20 protein-coding genes are annotated in these 14048 nt (G+C 63.9%); 14 read left to right on the top strand and 6 right to left on the bottom strand.

Annotated features, from left to right (window positions below; translation table 11 throughout):
* Nucleotide 1 precedes the first annotated feature (1 nt).
* Nucleotides 2-1762: a lanthanide-dependent methanol dehydrogenase XoxF5 gene (gene xoxF5, locus ACFOWB_RS02540; protein WP_378146066.1), complete on the top strand. Its 1761-nt coding sequence runs from the start codon at nt 2-4 to the stop codon at nt 1760-1762.
* 159 nt (nt 1763-1921) lie between these two features.
* On the opposite strand, the gene ACFOWB_RS02535 is transcribed toward xoxF5, so the two are convergent.
* The 5 genes from ACFOWB_RS02535 to ACFOWB_RS02515 all read right to left on the bottom strand — a co-directional run bounded on the left by ACFOWB_RS02535 (nt 1922) and on the right by ACFOWB_RS02515 (nt 4281).
* Nucleotides 1922-2248 carry a hypothetical protein gene (locus ACFOWB_RS02535; protein WP_261401461.1) on the bottom strand — a complete coding sequence of 109 codons (327 nt, stop codon included), beginning with the start codon at nt 2246-2248 and terminating at the stop codon, nt 1922-1924.
* Nucleotides 2245-2628, bottom strand: coding sequence for a hypothetical protein (locus tag ACFOWB_RS02530; protein WP_378145498.1), 384 nt, complete (start codon nt 2626-2628; stop codon nt 2245-2247). Before ACFOWB_RS02530 ends, ACFOWB_RS02535 begins: the two co-directional genes overlap by 4 nt.
* A 257-nt stretch (nt 2629-2885) precedes the next feature.
* Nucleotides 2886-3410 (bottom strand): SH3 domain-containing protein, encoded by a 525-nt coding sequence (locus ACFOWB_RS02525; RefSeq protein WP_261401462.1) that lies wholly within the window; start codon nt 3408-3410, stop codon nt 2886-2888.
* Complete coding sequence (locus ACFOWB_RS02520) at nt 3398-3625, bottom strand: YARHG domain-containing protein (protein ID WP_378145496.1); 228 nt, start codon at nt 3623-3625, stop codon at nt 3398-3400. The genes ACFOWB_RS02525 and ACFOWB_RS02520 overlap by 13 nt, the downstream gene beginning before the upstream one ends.
* Nucleotides 3626-3720: 95 nt before the next feature.
* The gene (locus tag ACFOWB_RS02515) at nt 3721-4281 is read right to left on the bottom strand and encodes a hypothetical protein (RefSeq protein WP_261401464.1); all 561 of its coding nucleotides are present in this window, start codon (nt 4279-4281) and stop codon (nt 3721-3723) included.
* Between the two features lie 499 nt (nt 4282-4780).
* Between ACFOWB_RS02515 and ACFOWB_RS02510 the strand changes: the two genes are divergently transcribed.
* The 8 genes from ACFOWB_RS02510 (at nt 4781) to ACFOWB_RS02475 (ending at nt 10461) form a co-directional block, all read left to right on the top strand.
* Nucleotides 4781-6058, top strand: coding sequence for a tyrosine-type recombinase/integrase (locus ACFOWB_RS02510; protein WP_261401465.1), 1278 nt, complete (start codon nt 4781-4783; stop codon nt 6056-6058).
* Nucleotides 6059-6830: 772 nt separating this feature from the next.
* Nucleotides 6831-7028 carry a helix-turn-helix transcriptional regulator gene (locus ACFOWB_RS02505; protein WP_261401466.1) on the top strand — a complete coding sequence of 66 codons (198 nt, stop codon included), beginning with the start codon at nt 6831-6833 and terminating at the stop codon, nt 7026-7028.
* A 66-nt stretch (nt 7029-7094) separates the two neighbouring features.
* On the top strand, nt 7095-7232 hold the full coding sequence (locus tag ACFOWB_RS02500) for a hypothetical protein (protein ID WP_261401467.1): 138 nt from the start codon (nt 7095-7097) through the stop codon (nt 7230-7232).
* Entirely contained in the window at nt 7229-7483 is a 255-nt protein-coding gene (locus ACFOWB_RS02495; protein ID WP_378145492.1) for a hypothetical protein, read from the top strand. The genes ACFOWB_RS02500 and ACFOWB_RS02495 overlap by 4 nt, the downstream gene beginning before the upstream one ends.
* The gene (locus tag ACFOWB_RS02490; RefSeq protein ID WP_378145489.1) at nt 7480-7788 is read left to right on the top strand and encodes a hypothetical protein; all 309 of its coding nucleotides are present in this window, start codon (nt 7480-7482) and stop codon (nt 7786-7788) included. Before ACFOWB_RS02495 ends, ACFOWB_RS02490 begins: the two co-directional genes overlap by 4 nt.
* 204 nt (nt 7789-7992) lie before the next feature.
* On the top strand, nt 7993-9843 hold the full coding sequence (locus ACFOWB_RS02485; protein ID WP_378145487.1) for an AAA family ATPase: 1851 nt from the start codon (nt 7993-7995) through the stop codon (nt 9841-9843).
* 112 nt (nt 9844-9955) lie between these two features.
* The gene (locus ACFOWB_RS02480) at nt 9956-10207 is read left to right on the top strand and encodes a hypothetical protein (RefSeq protein ID WP_261401471.1); all 252 of its coding nucleotides are present in this window, start codon (nt 9956-9958) and stop codon (nt 10205-10207) included.
* Complete coding sequence (locus ACFOWB_RS02475; RefSeq protein ID WP_261401472.1) at nt 10204-10461, top strand: hypothetical protein; 258 nt, start codon at nt 10204-10206, stop codon at nt 10459-10461. The genes ACFOWB_RS02480 and ACFOWB_RS02475 overlap by 4 nt, the downstream gene beginning before the upstream one ends.
* Here ACFOWB_RS02475 and ACFOWB_RS02470 read toward each other — a convergent pair.
* Nucleotides 10436-10651, bottom strand: coding sequence for a hypothetical protein (locus tag ACFOWB_RS02470; protein WP_261401473.1), 216 nt, complete (start codon nt 10649-10651; stop codon nt 10436-10438). The genes ACFOWB_RS02475 and ACFOWB_RS02470 overlap by 26 nt on opposite strands.
* Nucleotides 10652-11138: 487 nt before the next feature.
* On the opposite strand from ACFOWB_RS02470, the gene ACFOWB_RS02465 reads away from it, so the two are divergent.
* The 5 genes from ACFOWB_RS02465 (at nt 11139) to ACFOWB_RS02445 (ending at nt 13961) form a co-directional block, all read left to right on the top strand.
* Nucleotides 11139-11609, top strand: coding sequence for a hypothetical protein (locus ACFOWB_RS02465; RefSeq protein WP_261401474.1), 471 nt, complete (start codon nt 11139-11141; stop codon nt 11607-11609).
* 116 nt (nt 11610-11725) lie between these two features.
* The gene (locus ACFOWB_RS02460; RefSeq protein WP_378145484.1) at nt 11726-12346 is read left to right on the top strand and encodes a hypothetical protein; all 621 of its coding nucleotides are present in this window, start codon (nt 11726-11728) and stop codon (nt 12344-12346) included.
* Nucleotides 12347-12445: 99 nt separating this feature from the next.
* The gene (locus tag ACFOWB_RS02455) at nt 12446-12664 is read left to right on the top strand and encodes a hypothetical protein (RefSeq protein ID WP_261401476.1); all 219 of its coding nucleotides are present in this window, start codon (nt 12446-12448) and stop codon (nt 12662-12664) included.
* 8 nt (nt 12665-12672) lie between these two features.
* Nucleotides 12673-13737, top strand: a complete 1065-nt coding sequence (locus ACFOWB_RS02450) for a hypothetical protein (RefSeq protein WP_378145482.1) — start codon at nt 12673-12675, stop codon at nt 13735-13737.
* Nucleotides 13737-13961 carry a hypothetical protein gene (locus ACFOWB_RS02445; protein ID WP_378145480.1) on the top strand — a complete coding sequence of 75 codons (225 nt, stop codon included), beginning with the start codon at nt 13737-13739 and terminating at the stop codon, nt 13959-13961. Before ACFOWB_RS02450 ends, ACFOWB_RS02445 begins: the two co-directional genes overlap by 1 nt.
* The last annotated feature ends 87 nt before the right edge of the window (nt 13962-14048 follow it).

The raw sequence follows: 14048 nt of genomic DNA, 5'->3' as shown, positions 1-14048 counted from the left end.
GATGGCTCCGGCCCTCGCCAATGACAGCGTTCTCGAAATCACGAAGGATCCCAAGCAGCAGGCGCTGCAGACGGTCGACTACGCGAACACGCGCTTCTCCAAGCTCGACCAGATCAACGCCAAGAACGTCAAGAAGCTTCAGGTCGCCTGGACCTTCTCGACCGGCGTGCTGCGCGGCCATGAGGGCTCGCCGCTCGTCATCGGCAACATGATGTACGTGCACACGCCGTTCCCGAACAACGTGTTCGCGCTGAACCTCGACGACGGCGGCAAGATCGTCTGGAAATACGAGCCGAAGCAGGATCCGACCGTCATCCCGGTGATGTGCTGCGACACCGTCAACCGCGGTCTCGCTTACGCCGACAACATGATCATCCTGCACCAGGCCGACACGACGGTCGTCGCGCTCGACGCCAAGACCGGCCAGAAGAAGTGGTCGGTCGTCAACGGCGACCCGAAGAAGGGCGAGACCAACACTGCGACCGTTCTTCCCGTGAAGGACAAGGTCATCGTCGGCATCTCGGGCGGCGAGTTCGGCGTCCAGGGGTCGGTCACGGCCTACAACCTCAAGGACGGCTCGAAGGCGTGGCGCGGTTACTCCGTCGGCCCCGACACAGACCTTCTGGTCGATCCCGAGAAGACGACCGAGCACGGCAAGCCGATCGGCAAGGACTCGTCGCTGAAGAGCTGGGAAGGCGACCAGTGGAAGATCGGCGGCGGCACGACCTGGGGCTGGTACTCCTACGACCCGAAGCTCAACCTGATCTATTACGGCTCGGGCAACCCCTCGACCTGGAACCCGAAGCAGCGCCCCGGCGACAACAAGTGGTCGATGACGATCTGGGCCCGCGACCCTGACACGGGCGTCGCCAAGTGGGTCTACCAGATGACGCCCCACGACGAGTGGGACTTCGACGGCGTCAACGAGATGATCCTCACGGATCAGAAGATCGACGGCAAGGAGCGCCCGCTTCTCACGCACTTCGATCGTAACGGCTTCGGCTACACGCTCGATCGCGCGACGGGCGAGCTGCTGGTCGCCGAGAAGTTCGATCCGGTCGTGAACTGGGCCACCAAGGTCGACATGGACAAGTCGTCCAAGACCTACGGCCGCCCGCTCGTCGTGGCCAAGTACTCGACCGAGCAGAACGGCGAAGACACCAACAGCCAGGGCATCTGCCCGGCGGCGCTCGGCACCAAGGACCAGCAGCCTGCGGCCTACTCGCCGGAGACCGAGCTGTTCTACGTGCCGACCAACCACGTCTGCATGGACTACGAGCCGTTCCGCGTCTCGTACACCGCCGGTCAGCCTTACGTCGGCGCGACCCTGTCGATGTACCCGGCCCCGAATTCGCACGGCGGCATGGGCAACTTCATCGCCTGGGACGGCAAGAAGGGTAAGATCGTCTGGTCGAACAAGGAGCAGTTCTCGGTGTGGTCGGGCGCTCTCGCGACCGCCGGCGGCATCGTGTTCTACGGCACGCTCGAAGGCTACCTGAAGGCCGTCGACGCCAAGTCGGGCAAGGAACTCTACAAGTTCAAGACCCCGTCGGGCATCATCGGCAACGTCATGACCTACGAGCACAAGGGCAAGCAGTACGTCGCGGTGCTCTCGGGCGTCGGCGGCTGGGCGGGCATCGGCCTTGCGGCCGGCCTCACCAACTCCACCGACGGCCTCGGCGCGGTCGGCGGCTATGCGGCCCTGTCGCAGTACACCGCTCTCGGCGGCCAGCTCACCGTCTTCACGCTGCCGACGGACTGACGCTTACAGGCGGCGAGCGGCCGGTCCGCTCGCCGCCGCTGCGCCCTGGGGCCGCTCCATCGTCCCAGGGCCGGAACTTGAAAAGGCGGGCTCGTGGAGAGCCCGCCTTTTTGCGTCGTCGGTCTTTCGCCCGCGCGCCCTCGCGGTCGGCGCGAGCGCTCAGCGCTCGTCGCCGCCCGATCCCTGGCCGTCCTTGTCCTCGGGGTCGGACGGCCCGAACGTCGGCGCGCCGAGGAAATAGACGCGCTCGAGCTGGAGCCTGCGGGCGAGATGCTTGGCCTCGCTCATCCAGAACGCATGCTTGTCCGGGCTGACGACGTAGCGCAGGCCGGGCGGCTCGTGCCGGACCTGGCAGCCGGCGCCGGACTGGACCCACTCCACGACCAGGAAACGTTCGTCCTCGGGAGGCGTCGACGCGCCCTCGAGGTAAACCACGTCGACCGACGCCGAAGCGTAGCCGACACGCCGCTGCGCCGTATGCCTCATTCGGCCGGACGAGCCTGTTCGTCCTCGAGCGTCAGCCCGCAATAGACCGGCGACGCCTTCACGCCCTGGCACAGCAGCAGCACGTCATGCGCGCCCGCGCCCGTGATCGAGATCGTCCTGGTCCAGCGCTCCTGGCTGACGGTCTCCGGCCCCAGGCGCTGGGCCCCGTTGTCGATGACCGTGATGGTGGCCGCGCTGTCGGCGTGGCGCATCACGGCCATGCCGCGCGCCGTGATCCGCATCTCCTTGCCGGACGGGGCCTCGAAGGTGAGCCGATCGAAGGTCTGCCCTTTGACGCCGGCGACGTCAGCCAGAGACGCCGTGCCGAGACAGCATAAGACGGACGTAATAAGAGCAGAGAAAGATGAATTCGCTCGCATTGCTGTCTCCATACTCGTGACGAGGATGGATGCCGGGCTGCGCTTCGTCCATTTCATTAATTTTTATTATGGAGCGCCGCGGGTCTCGAGGCTGCGAGCCAGACCCGCGGCCGCCATGCTGGGCGGATCAGATGGCGATCGGGAGGGCCTCCTCCGGCTGCTCAACCCCCTCGATCGAGACGCGGAAGAACGCCTTGCGGCAGTTCCGGGCGTCCAGGCGCGTGCGGCCGACGTGCCCCCCTCGGCCGCCTTTTCACCTATCCGTTGCAGCTCGGGATCGTGCCTTTGCGGCCGCCCTGGGTCCAGAAGATGCCGCCCCACTGGTAGCCTTCGAGGCCGTTGTACCGGATGCGGAACCACTGGAAGTCGTCGGTCCAGACGCCCGTCTCTTCGAGAACCTCGATTTCTTCGCCTTCCTGCACGCTGCCGACCTTGGCCGAGGAGCCGGAGGCGCGGCTGCGGATGATCCCGCCGCAGGCGTAGCTGAGGCCTTCCCCGCGACGCGCCTTGCGACGCTCCTCACGACGTTCCTGCTTTTGCTCCTGCAGCGCCTCGCGCTCCATCTCGATCATGGTCTGAACGTCGCCCTGACAGCGCGCCGGCACGTCATCCCACATCTTTTCGTTCTGAAAGCATCGCCCAAGCCGCTTGCCGTCACAGATCGCAGAAACGATCTTCTGGCACCGCTCATCGAGTTCCTGCGCGCGGGACGCCGGAGCGGTCAGAGCTCCCGCCAGAACGCCGAGCGCCAACGGCGCGCCGAGCCGGATCAACGCGGACATTTGTTTTCACGCTCCTGTTCTTGAATTTCCGCGACCTTCTTGCGGTCGCCCGCCGACAACGGCACATCTTCAAGTCTTTTGAACTGGCAGCCTTCATTGCCGAAGGCGCGAATAGCCCGCGTTGTTTTGAAACAATAGCCCGCGTCCTTGTAGACCGCGTTTCGCTCGCCCTCCAGTTCGTCACATGGAAAGTCCGCATATGCAGGCGCGCTCAAGGACAGAAGCGACGCAAATCCAATTACGCCGAGGCAGAATCTGAGTATTCTTGCATTTTTTGTGATGACGAATCCCCCATGCTCAGTCGCCGAATTCATTCGGTGAAGGAAAATGTCTCGATTTGGCAGACGTTGATGTTGCGCTTTATCACCTTCTCTCCGTCGGCGAACACTCCCTGAAAATCGAACTTGCACTTTCCGCTGCCGTCATCGATGTCGATTTCGATTTTTTCGCCGGGCTCCAGCTCCTGGGAGCCCAGGATGTCCTCTTCCCAATCTTGCGAGCCGGTATTTGACGCGTAAAACTCTGTCATGGTCTGAGAGGTTTTGTTGCGAATATTGACTTTGCGATTGGCGGCGTCCGCGGAGCTAAGCGCAAACGCGATCGACAGCGCAGTGACGACTGCGCATGCAAAATAATTCTTCATGAGTGCCCTCAATGCAAAAGATATCGCGCAGTGGTGATGCGGAATTATCTTGATACCGTCAACGCCCGCCGAAGAAATTGTCGAGCGATAAACGTAATTATGCGTCGGATTTTTATTTGGATCGACTAAGCGCCGATCATATTGGCGGGCCTCGCGACGCTCACTGGAGCGATGAGGGGTGCGGCGCCAGAGATGAGCCGGAGGACGCAGCGTAAGCGCCGCCGACACTCAAGTGAGCGATGAGGTGAGGATGTTCGATCCGAAGTTCGACGGACATGCCCGGCTCGCTTCGGCCACCGACGGCTCTTGGATATTCCGCCGCCGGTCGCGTCGCCACCGAAAGTCAAACATCTTCATGCAAAACGTGACTTCGACATTCTTCAAGCGCCGTGTCGGTTCGAAAGTACCGACCGTGTCTGTGAAGCGGCGAGGCGAGACGCGTGACTGGCTGGAGCGGCTCACGCCGCCGCCGTCCGCGCGCGCTTGTCGGACGTCCGCTGGACGCGGACGCAAAGATGCCAGTTAAGTGATTGAGATCCCTGGCGCTCCCAAGGGGACTCGAACCCCTGTTTTCGCCGTGAGAGGGACATTTCGGCGTTCTTCAGCGTCCACCGCTGTCCACATCAAATGCTGATTTCTGAAGGGGTTCGTATATGCGCGTCCACCGTTGTTCACTTATGTTCTCCCGTATATATTGGACACGTGTTGGACACGAAGCGGGGCGCGCGTGGCGAAGACGGTACGGGACGCCAATCTTGAAACGAGGACTGCGCGAGCGCGTCTGACGCCCCGCGGTAAGCCTTATTACCGGAACTTAGAGCCCGGGCTTCACATCGGTTATCGCAAGCCGGCGAAAGGCGCCGGGAAGTGGGTCGCCCGGCACTATGTCGGAGAGCGCGACTATGAAACCGAGACGCTGGCGACAGCCGACGATTTCTCGGACGCGGACGGCGTCGCGATCCTCAGCTATCGGCAAGCGCTTGATTTGGCCCGCGCCCGCATGGTCAGCCGGGCGCATGCCGCAGCAGGCAAGACGGGCCCGCTGACAGTCGCCGATGCCATCGCCGACTATCTCGATTTCGTTGATGCGAACCGCCGGTCAGGCGTCGACGCCCGAGCTCGGGCCAACGCATTCATCCTGCCGACGTTCGGCGCCAATGAAATCGAGAAATTGACTGATCGCGAAATTACCAAATGGCTTCGCGATCTCGCCCTGGCTCCCGCAAGGATCCGAAGCAAGAAGGGGCGCGACCAGCGCTTCAAGCCGGTGGCTGATGATGACGAGGGTAGGCGTCGTCGTCGCGCTTCCGCCAATCGAACGCTGACGATCCTGAAGGCGGCTCTCAATCGCCAGTGGCGGGCCGGCCGCGTGTCGTCGGACACAGCATGGCGGCGCGTAGAGCCCTTCGAGAATGTCGACGCCGCGCGCGTGCGTTACCTGTCGCTTGCCGAAGCCGGCCGGCTCCTGAACGCCGCCGAGCCGTCGTTCCGAGCTTTGCTTCGCGGCGCGCTCGAGACCGGCGCCCGGTATGGCGAGCTCTGCGCGCTGGAGGTGTCGGACTTCAATGTCGACAGCGGTACGATCGCGATCCGGAGATCAAAGTCGGGCTCGCCGCGCCACATCATCCTGACCGTCGAGGGGGCGGCGTTCTTCAAGCGCCACGTCGCAGGCCGCGACGGTCGTGAAGTGATGTTTGTCCGCTTCGATGGAGAGCCGTGGAAGGCTTCGCGGCAAGCGCGGCCCATGGCCGAAGCATGCGCGAACGGCAAGGTCACGCCGCCGATCTCATTCCACGGCATGCGCCATACCTGGGCGTCTCATGCGGTCATGAACGGCGTGCCGCTGCTCGTCGTCGCGAGGAACCTCGGGCACGCCGACACGCGCATGGTCGAGAAGCATTACGGCCACCTCGCTCCGTCCTTCGTCATCGACGCCATCAGGGCTGGTGCGCCGAAGTTTGGAGGTGGCGGGGACAATGTCGAGCAAATGAGGGCCGCGAAGTGAGGGTGCCTTCAGGTTGCACAACGATCGCTCAGTTCATTCAGGAGAGGACGGCTGAATTAGGCTTCGAAGACGATGCCTATGAAGAGCTCCTGACCCTGCTCGAAGCAGGGGAGCGCACAGCGGTCGCCGTCAATCCGTCGACAGGCAGGATGGTCGACCTAATGACTGATCGCTGGCGCCGCGCCGATGCTATGCAAACCTTACGAGAAGGGCGGCTATGGCAGCGCGGACGTGTGCGAACCGTCTACTCGAGTTGGATCCACAGCGACCGTCCACCCGAAAGAGGCCCGGACAAGTATGCGGACGTATTCCTGAAGAACGCAGACGATGCAAGCCGGTCAGATCCTGAGCCCACCACGGGCGATCTTAAACTTGGCGAACCGGCTTCGGCTGTAATTTATCGGACAGGAGCGCCAGGCAGACCGACAAGCACCGACCTAGTGATCGGAGAACTTCACGCCCGAATAGCTGACGGTCAGCTAGAGCCAACGCTAGCGAAACAAGCGCAGGCGCTCTCAGCATGGCTTGCTGAACGACACCCCCAAGCGGCACAACTGAAGCCGACCTCTATGGAGAACGCGATACGAAACGTGTGGCGTGGCAATGGTTTAGGTAAACCCATTAAAACAAACGCCAATGGCTAATTTAATGGCGATTTTCGTGGCTTAGATCAGCGCGAGCATCCGAACACCGCAATGAACGCGGGTGTTCAGAGATGCAGCGCGGAAGCATCTCGCTAGCCAAGCACCCGCCCTCAATAGGGTGTTAGCAGATGCAAAGCCTTACGATCGAAGACTGGTGCAAGCGGCACGGTCTCTGCCGTTCGACCTTCTACAATCTCCAGAAAGCCGGCAAAGGCCCGCGCCTGATGAAGGTGGGCGCCGTCACGCGGATCTCGGAGACGGCTGACCGCGAGTGGGTCGCTGAGCGTGAAGCCGAGGCCATCACCTCCCGCCAGGAGGCCGCTTGATCCATGGCCTCCAAATGCGAAACCCGCGCGGCGGTGGCACGCCGGCGGGTCTCGGAAGCTGTCTTCGTGGGCACGATCGACGCTTCCGAAAATACTCTCCCTGTCGCTGTCGTCAATCTCAGACAGCGCTTCGGCCTCTCCGCCGAGGTCGCGTCGCTGGTCGCTCAGCTTGCGGGCATCGGTCCGCGGGAGGCGCGGCGATGAGCGCGAGCATCCTTCCCTTCCGTCCGCGCTCCAGCGCTCCGATGTCACAGGTCCTCCCGCTGCCGCGGGTGGACGTCTGCGGTCATCACCCCGACGGTCGACCCGACCTCATCGTCTTTGACGTCGAGTATGTGCGTCACGACGGGCCCGACGGGTTCGACGTGCTCGGCACCTTCAACAACGCGTTCGAGGCGGAAGCTTTCGCCGATCGCTGGATGGCGGCCAATCCCGACATGGGAGGCGGCCGATGAGCGCGAAGATCCTCTTCTTCCCCACGTCGCCGGCCAGATTCATTCCCCGCGTCGAAGTTCGTGAGCATTGGACGCGCGGCGGCGAGCTCTGCTTCTGGCGTGTCATGGCGCTCGACCACAACGGCGAGCACCTGATCGAGAGCTTCCCAGACCCCGACGAGGCCACGGAGTTCGCCGAGGGCTTCCGCATCGCCTACCGCGAAGTGTTCGCACAGGACATCGCGAGGCGGCGGAATGCCGCTCACCGGCAGTGCGGCCAGGTTCGGCTGTGGTGCGTCGAGGATGATCATGGAGGCGCGGCGTGAACGTGCACTCCCTTGATCTCGCATCAGTCGCCAAGGCGCTCGGCGGCGACGTTTCCGGTGGTCAGGTGCTTGCGCCTGGCCCCCTTCACTCCGCGAACGACCGCTCGCTTGCGGTCAAGCTCTCGCCCATGGCGACCGACGGTTTCGTGGTGCACTCGTTCTCGACAGACGATCCCATCGCCTGTCGGGACTGTTCGCGAAAAATTGGGTCTTCCGGCCTTCCAGCCCGCTGCTCCCGCGAACCGAGACCAGTGGTGGACTCACGAGTACGTCTACCGTCAGCCGGACGGCTCGCCGTACCTGCGCGTCCGCCGGACGAAGTCGAAGGACTTTCCTCAGCACCACTGGGACGGCTTCGCGTGGGCGAAGGGAAAGCCGGCCGGTCCGAAGATCCCATATCGGCTTCCGGAGCTCCTCGCCGCGTCGCAGGAAGGCGTTTTTGTCTGCGAAGGCGAGAAGGACGTCGATCGGCTCGCCTCGCTCGGCTTCGTGGCGACGAGCGCATCCGAGGGCGCCGGGAAATGGACGTCGGACCTCGACCAGTGGTTCGAAGGACGCACTGTCTGGATCCTCGCGGACAATGACGAGGCCGGCGAGGCGCACGCCCTCGACGTCGCGCGTCACCTGCATCCGGTCGCCGCGAGCGTCAGCATCGTGCGCCTGCCTGGTCTGCCGCCGAAAGGCGACGTCTCAGATTGGCTCGATGCGGGCCATAAGCCTAGAGCGGTCGTCGACTCGATCGGAGACACCCTCGACCCGCCGAGCGACCTTCTGGGGATCGCCAAGGCGACTCCAAAATTTGACCCCGCCGCCGCTCAGCCAAATGTCGCACCGACAGCCCCGGCCCCGAACGCAATCAAAGCCACGCCCTTCACCTGGCGCGACCCTTCGCAGTTCCCCCGTCGCGAATGGCTGCTCGGGCACGACTACTGCCGGCGCTACCTGTCGGGCCTCATCGCCCCGGGCGCGTCGGGGAAGTCCGGCTTGATGCTTGCAGAGGCGCTTGTGCTCGTCACCGGTAGGCCTTTGCTCGGGACCGCGCCGCGCGAGACGGTCAAGGTTTGGTACTATGGCGGCGAGGATCCTCAGGAAGAAACCGAGCGCCGCGTCCTCGCGGCCATGAAGCACTACGGCATCGCTCCAGTGGAGGTCGACGGGCGACTTTTCCTGACGTCGGGCCGCGACGTGCCGATCAGCATTGCGGACATGGCTGACGGGCGCGCCAAGGTCGCGACGCCCGTCGTCGAGGCGATCGTCGCCCAGATGGTCGAGAACGAGATCGGCGCGATGCTCGTCGACCCGTTCGTCTCGACCCACGGCGTCGGCGAGAACGACAACGTCGCCATCAACCTTGTCGCCCGGCAATGGGGCGCGATCGCCGAACGCACCAACGCCGCGATCGGCCTTGCGCACCACTCCAGCAAGCCGGGCGGCGAGACCGTCACGACGGAAAAGAGCCGCGGCGCGAGCTCGCTCATGGACGCCTGCCGCATTGGGCGCGCCATGAACAAGATGACGAAGGCGCAGGCCGACGAACTTGGCGTCGAAGAGCCCAATCGGTTCTTTCGGATCGGCGGCGCCGACAGCGCCGGCAAGCACAACCTCGCGCCTCCGACCGACAAGACGCATTGGTATCGGCTGGCGTCGGTCTGCCTCGAGAACGGCAAGCCGGCCGGCGGCAACGCCTTCCAGAACATGGCGCCGGATCTCAGCGATTGGGTCGGCGTCGTCGAGACCTGGGAGCCGCCGAGCCTCATGAGCCACGTCGACAACGTGGCGCAGCTGGAGGAGATCCAGCGGCGGGTGGGGCGCGGCAAGTTCCGTGAAAGCTACAACTCAGCCGAATGGGTCGGTGGCGTCGTGGCCGACGTGCTCGAGCTCGACGCGATGAACAAGGGCCATCGGGCTCGCATCCGTCGACTGCTAGCCGTCTGGTACGCGAGCGGCGCGCTCGAAATTTACGAGGAGAAAGACGACCACCGCGAGGTCAAAAAATACGTCCGCGTTGGCTCCGGCGATGACGGTTGCCGTAGCTCTGCCGGAGTACGGCAATGAGGTACGGCACCACGGCAGAAAAGGTGCCGTGCCGCACCTCTTATAAGTGCGGCGCGGCTACTGCGGCACGGCGGCTTTCCTTACAGAGGTACGGCACGGCAGGAGGTCGCCCATGACCGCCGCCGAGATCGCGGCCTGTCAGGCTGCGCTCGACGCCGCCGAGCAGGCTGCCGAAGCGCTCCGTGCCGTGCTGCATGGCGAGCGGCCTCACGTCGCTCCGACCGACGCGCTTCGCCTGAAGCAGGCGCAGGCCGAAACCGGCTGGAGCGAGAAGACCGCTCGACGGTGGGCCAAGAAGCTCGGCTTCAAGGTTGGAGGCGTCTGGTACATCGAGCGCGCCAAGCTGCGGACGGTGGCGCCATGAGAGATCGCATCGTCGCCCATCTGCGGAAGAACGACCTCTCAAGTCTGGTCGTCCGCCTCACCACCTTTCGCGGCCGGCGCTGTGTCGACGTGAGGGTCTACGACGACCCGGTCTTCGAGAAAGGCTTCGCCGCTACCAGCGTCGGCGTCTCAATCCGGCCAGATCTCCTGCGGTCCATGATTGAGGCGCTTGAGGCTGCGGAGCAGGCGGCGATCAGGGAGGGGCTGATCAGTCCGATAGTCCCGCCGTGTTGAGCATGCCGTTTCGAATCAACACCAGTGTCCGGAACTCGCGCCACTGCCGAAGATCCGCTTGTCGCGCAGCAACGCCGAAGTCCGTCTCCAAGCCAAATTTTTTCACCGAGAATGACATGGCGATCGCATTACTGAGGGCATCCTCAGCTTCAGCAACCTTGCGCTCTGCGTATCCAAGATCACTTTCCATGCAACTGCGACGCGCAAGGGAGGCCGAAGGTTCACCATATAGACGATGGTTGCTTTACAAGTCGTTCAGCGCCCACCGCCGTCTGTCATTCCGCCGTACAGTCAGGTGTGCATCCGCAATCCGTCCCCACGAGTATCTCGCACGACGGCGAGGTGCCATGGCGTACATCATCAGGTTTTCCGACGGCTCTGCGACGTTCGAGATATCGGCTCCGACATCCGATGCCGCCCGCAATCTGGCGATCTCGTTGCGCAAAGCCGAAGCCAAGGACGTAGGCGTCTGGACGTTGGATGGACAGCCAGCCTTCGTCGCAGACTCTGACGGGGCCCCTGGACCCCAAAACCACCAAGGGTAATTCGCGAGCCCGGCACCTTTCTAGGCACAGCCCTCCTAAAGGGGTCCGCAGCAAATTCGCAAGCCGATGATCGCTGATATTCGAACTGCTTTGCATTCATGCACTGCGGACATGTCCGCACCTTGGAGGCCGATGATGGCGACAGCCGCACAGTGCGCCGAGCACCTCTTCCTGAAGCCACGCCGCTTCCACGAACTGCTCGAGCAGGGGATCCTCACCCGTCAGGCTCGCGGCTCATACGATCTCGCCGCGATCCGCGAGCAGTACCTCGCGCACCTCCTTGAGGTCGCTGCCAGCCGCGGCGAGGACGCGCCAGACCTCAGCCAGGCTCGCGCTCGATTGGCTAGCGAGCAAGCCGACGCTCAGGCGATGAAGAACGCGACGATGCGCGAAAGCCTGCTCGAGCGCGAAGATGTCCGGACCGCGGTGGCGACTGCGTTCGGTCGCGTCCGCGCAAAACTCTTGGCGCTGCCGGCCGCTCTAGCCCCGCAGGCGGTCGAAGCTCAGTCGATCGCGGAGACGCGAGCGGTTCTCGAAACCGGCGTCTGGCAGGCGTTGAACGAGCTCGCGGCGACGAAGGTGGTTGGGTGTCTGCCACGATAGAGCGAGCCTCCAGATCGGCCCTATGATGGGCCGTCAAAGCTTTCAGTTGCGGTTTGACGAAGCCCTCCTAAAGTCACCACCTCGCGTCGATGCAGACGCTCTCGAGGGTGGTTCTCATGAAGTCTGCGCTTGCCGCCGCCGTCGTGGGCTCGCTTACTTTGATGAGCGGAGCCGCTTATGCTGAAGATAGCGACGTTCAGTCAAGCGCCGCAAGCAAAGCCGCGCCGTTCGCTAAGGTAAGCAAGCCTTGTGGCACGGAAGGAAACTTGTATTTCTGCCTAAGTTTAAAGCCGGACGATCGGGGGCCAAAGCTAGCTACGGTCTACTCAGTAAATTTTCCGTCCAAAGGGACGGCTGTAGTTAACTGGAATGGGTCGGTCTTTTGCGACGTTATGAGTGTGCCAGACGTGGGGCCAACTCAGTACAATCTGCGTGTGGGTGAGACGTCTACATTTGTCGATCTCGCTATTACTCAGGGCTCTCAGTCCATTGTATACAACGCGCCCGGCGCACTAACTGTCGGTGACACCGCTATCAATTATGTGCCGCGTGAAGTTGGCTTCGCGCAGATCTCACGGACATTCTTAGTTCCGGCACCATTATCCAAAACCTTCGAAGTCAAGCCAGGAAAGCAGACCTATCAAGTCCTGGTCAGGGCGGACTTCAGAAAGTTTGGCAATCCGGCCTTCTGCAATATTAACGGCGGGACCATGAGCATTCAGTTTTTCCCAAGATGATCTGACGTCTGTCTCGGGACGAAGTGTCCACTTTTGACCACCCCAATGTCCAGTTTTGGCCAGTCGACCTGACCCCCGCGCTCGCGCGATTCTGCGGGCATGGCCGAGATCATCTCCTTTCCCGCCAGACTTACCGCAGCAGTTCCGACCGAACTGGCTGACGCCGTTCGTCGCGCCGCCGAGGCTCGCGGCCTGACGGCCGCCGACTATCTCCGCGGCGCGACCATGGCGCGCCTGATGCTCGACGGCGTCCCCTTCCGCCCACTCCCCAACCTAATGCGCGTCGCGACCCGTGGCGGTCGCTCGCGCGTGCTCTGAGGAACCGCATGGCCCGCAAGCTTATCGATCGCCTGACCGGCAAGCAGTCCGCCGAGGACGTCATCCGCGGTCTGGAGAAGACCAAGGCCGACCTCGAGGCCAAGTTGCCCTCGCTAGAGGCCGCGAAGGCTGCCGCGCTCGACGAACGGCGCGAGGCGCTGATCTCGGGCGTCGAGGCCGGACACGCCGCGAACCGGGCTCGCCAGGCAGAGGATGACCTCGCGGCCGTCGCCGACGCCCTCGCTGAGGTCGAGCGCCGTCTTACCGACGCCGTCGCCCGCCGTGACGCCGAAGCCGCCCAGGCCGAGCGCGAAGCGGTCGCCAAGGGGCTGGAGGACAGCGCCAAGGCGATCGTGGCCGCGGCGAAGGACATGGCAGCCGCGGTCGAGGCGGTCGCCAAGGCCCATGCCCGCATGCAGCTGGCGGTGTCCGCGAAGGCCGCGCCTCAGGTTATGGCGAACCGCGAGAGCCTGAGCCCTGTGCAGTTCGCCGATGGCGTGCTGCTCGAGGCGCTGGTCGCGGCGCTGCCGGACATTGGGGTTCGCGCCGATCTCTATCCCGCGCATTACACCCGCGAGCGCACCGTCGAAGGTCGTTCGGCCGCGGATGCCGGCGCTGCAGCTGCCGAGCGTCTCCGCGATATCGCTACTGAAGTCCGCGATGGCCATGCCGGCGCTCTGGCCGAATGGCGCGCCAGTGGACCGCGTATTCATGCTAGCGAGCCGCCCGCGATCCCCGTCCATCCGAGCGCGTGCTTCTCCTACGTCGACCACCACGGCCAGGCGCGCCGCGTGACGCCTCTGGACTGCTATCTGCCGGAGCCCGTAGCGGTCGCGGCAGTCGCCAAAGGGCTGGCGGAAGATGCGCCGAGCATCGCGACGCAGACGGCCCGAAACCAGTGGGAGCGCAAGCGTGAGGCGACGCCAGCCGAGAACTTGTTCGACAGGGTCGAGGTCACCGATCTCGGCGTCGATTTACGGGCGCTCGCGGAGGCCGAGGAAGAGCGCCAGCGGACTTCCGCGCGCGACGCGGAAGCCGTCGCCCGCGCCGAGCTCGAGCGGAGGGCGGCTTGATGGACTGCGAAGCCCCCGCCACCCGTGCCGACCTCGAGACCATGGTCGCTGACGCCCGGCGCGTCGCCCCGCTGAATGTCCCGCAGGACGCGGTCGACCGCCTCGTCGCCTCCGGCGCCTCACCGACGCGGGCTCGGGCTCGGCTGTTCGAAATGGTGTGGGGCCATAGCGTCGCTAAGCCCGGACGCCCGATGGCCGCGCATCTCTTGGGAGGCCGCGCCTGATGAACAGCCGCACGCTTTCCCAGCTTCAGGTCGAGATCACCGCGAACCTTGCGCCGCTCCGCGCCGCGCTCGCTGCGGCTGACCGCG

The organism is Chenggangzhangella methanolivorans (genome assembly GCF_042648545.1).
GTDB lineage: Bacteria > Pseudomonadota > Alphaproteobacteria > Rhizobiales > Methylopilaceae > Methylopila > Methylopila methanolivorans.
This window is presented reverse-complemented; position numbering and strand designations above follow the sequence as displayed.

What these genes read in the sequence shown, in the direction of transcription:
- xoxF5 (WP_378146066.1), top strand. Translation starts at nt 2, where the DNA reads ATGGCTCCGGCCCTCGCCAATGACAGCGTTCTCGAAATCACGAAGGAT.
- ACFOWB_RS02535 (WP_261401461.1), bottom strand. Translation starts at nt 2,248, where the DNA reads ATGAGGCATACGGCGCAGCGGCGTGTCGGCTACGCTTCGGCGTCGGTC.
- ACFOWB_RS02530 (WP_378145498.1), bottom strand. Translation starts at nt 2,628, where the DNA reads ATGCGAGCGAATTCATCTTTCTCTGCTCTTATTACGTCCGTCTTATGC.
- ACFOWB_RS02525 (WP_261401462.1), bottom strand. Translation starts at nt 3,410, where the DNA reads ATGTCCGCGTTGATCCGGCTCGGCGCGCCGTTGGCGCTCGGCGTTCTG.
- ACFOWB_RS02505 (WP_261401466.1), top strand. Translation starts at nt 6,831, where the DNA reads ATGCAAAGCCTTACGATCGAAGACTGGTGCAAGCGGCACGGTCTCTGC.
- ACFOWB_RS02495 (WP_378145492.1), top strand. Translation starts at nt 7,229, where the DNA reads ATGAGCGCGAGCATCCTTCCCTTCCGTCCGCGCTCCAGCGCTCCGATG.
- ACFOWB_RS02490 (WP_378145489.1), top strand. Translation starts at nt 7,480, where the DNA reads ATGAGCGCGAAGATCCTCTTCTTCCCCACGTCGCCGGCCAGATTCATT.
- ACFOWB_RS02480 (WP_261401471.1), top strand. Translation starts at nt 9,956, where the DNA reads ATGACCGCCGCCGAGATCGCGGCCTGTCAGGCTGCGCTCGACGCCGCC.
- ACFOWB_RS02475 (WP_261401472.1), top strand. Translation starts at nt 10,204, where the DNA reads ATGAGAGATCGCATCGTCGCCCATCTGCGGAAGAACGACCTCTCAAGT.
- ACFOWB_RS02470 (WP_261401473.1), bottom strand. Translation starts at nt 10,651, where the DNA reads ATGGAAAGTGATCTTGGATACGCAGAGCGCAAGGTTGCTGAAGCTGAG.
- ACFOWB_RS02465 (WP_261401474.1), top strand. Translation starts at nt 11,139, where the DNA reads ATGATGGCGACAGCCGCACAGTGCGCCGAGCACCTCTTCCTGAAGCCA.
- ACFOWB_RS02460 (WP_378145484.1), top strand. Translation starts at nt 11,726, where the DNA reads ATGAAGTCTGCGCTTGCCGCCGCCGTCGTGGGCTCGCTTACTTTGATG.
- ACFOWB_RS02455 (WP_261401476.1), top strand. Translation starts at nt 12,446, where the DNA reads ATGGCCGAGATCATCTCCTTTCCCGCCAGACTTACCGCAGCAGTTCCG.
- ACFOWB_RS02450 (WP_378145482.1), top strand. Translation starts at nt 12,673, where the DNA reads ATGGCCCGCAAGCTTATCGATCGCCTGACCGGCAAGCAGTCCGCCGAG.
- ACFOWB_RS02445 (WP_378145480.1), top strand. Translation starts at nt 13,737, where the DNA reads ATGGACTGCGAAGCCCCCGCCACCCGTGCCGACCTCGAGACCATGGTC.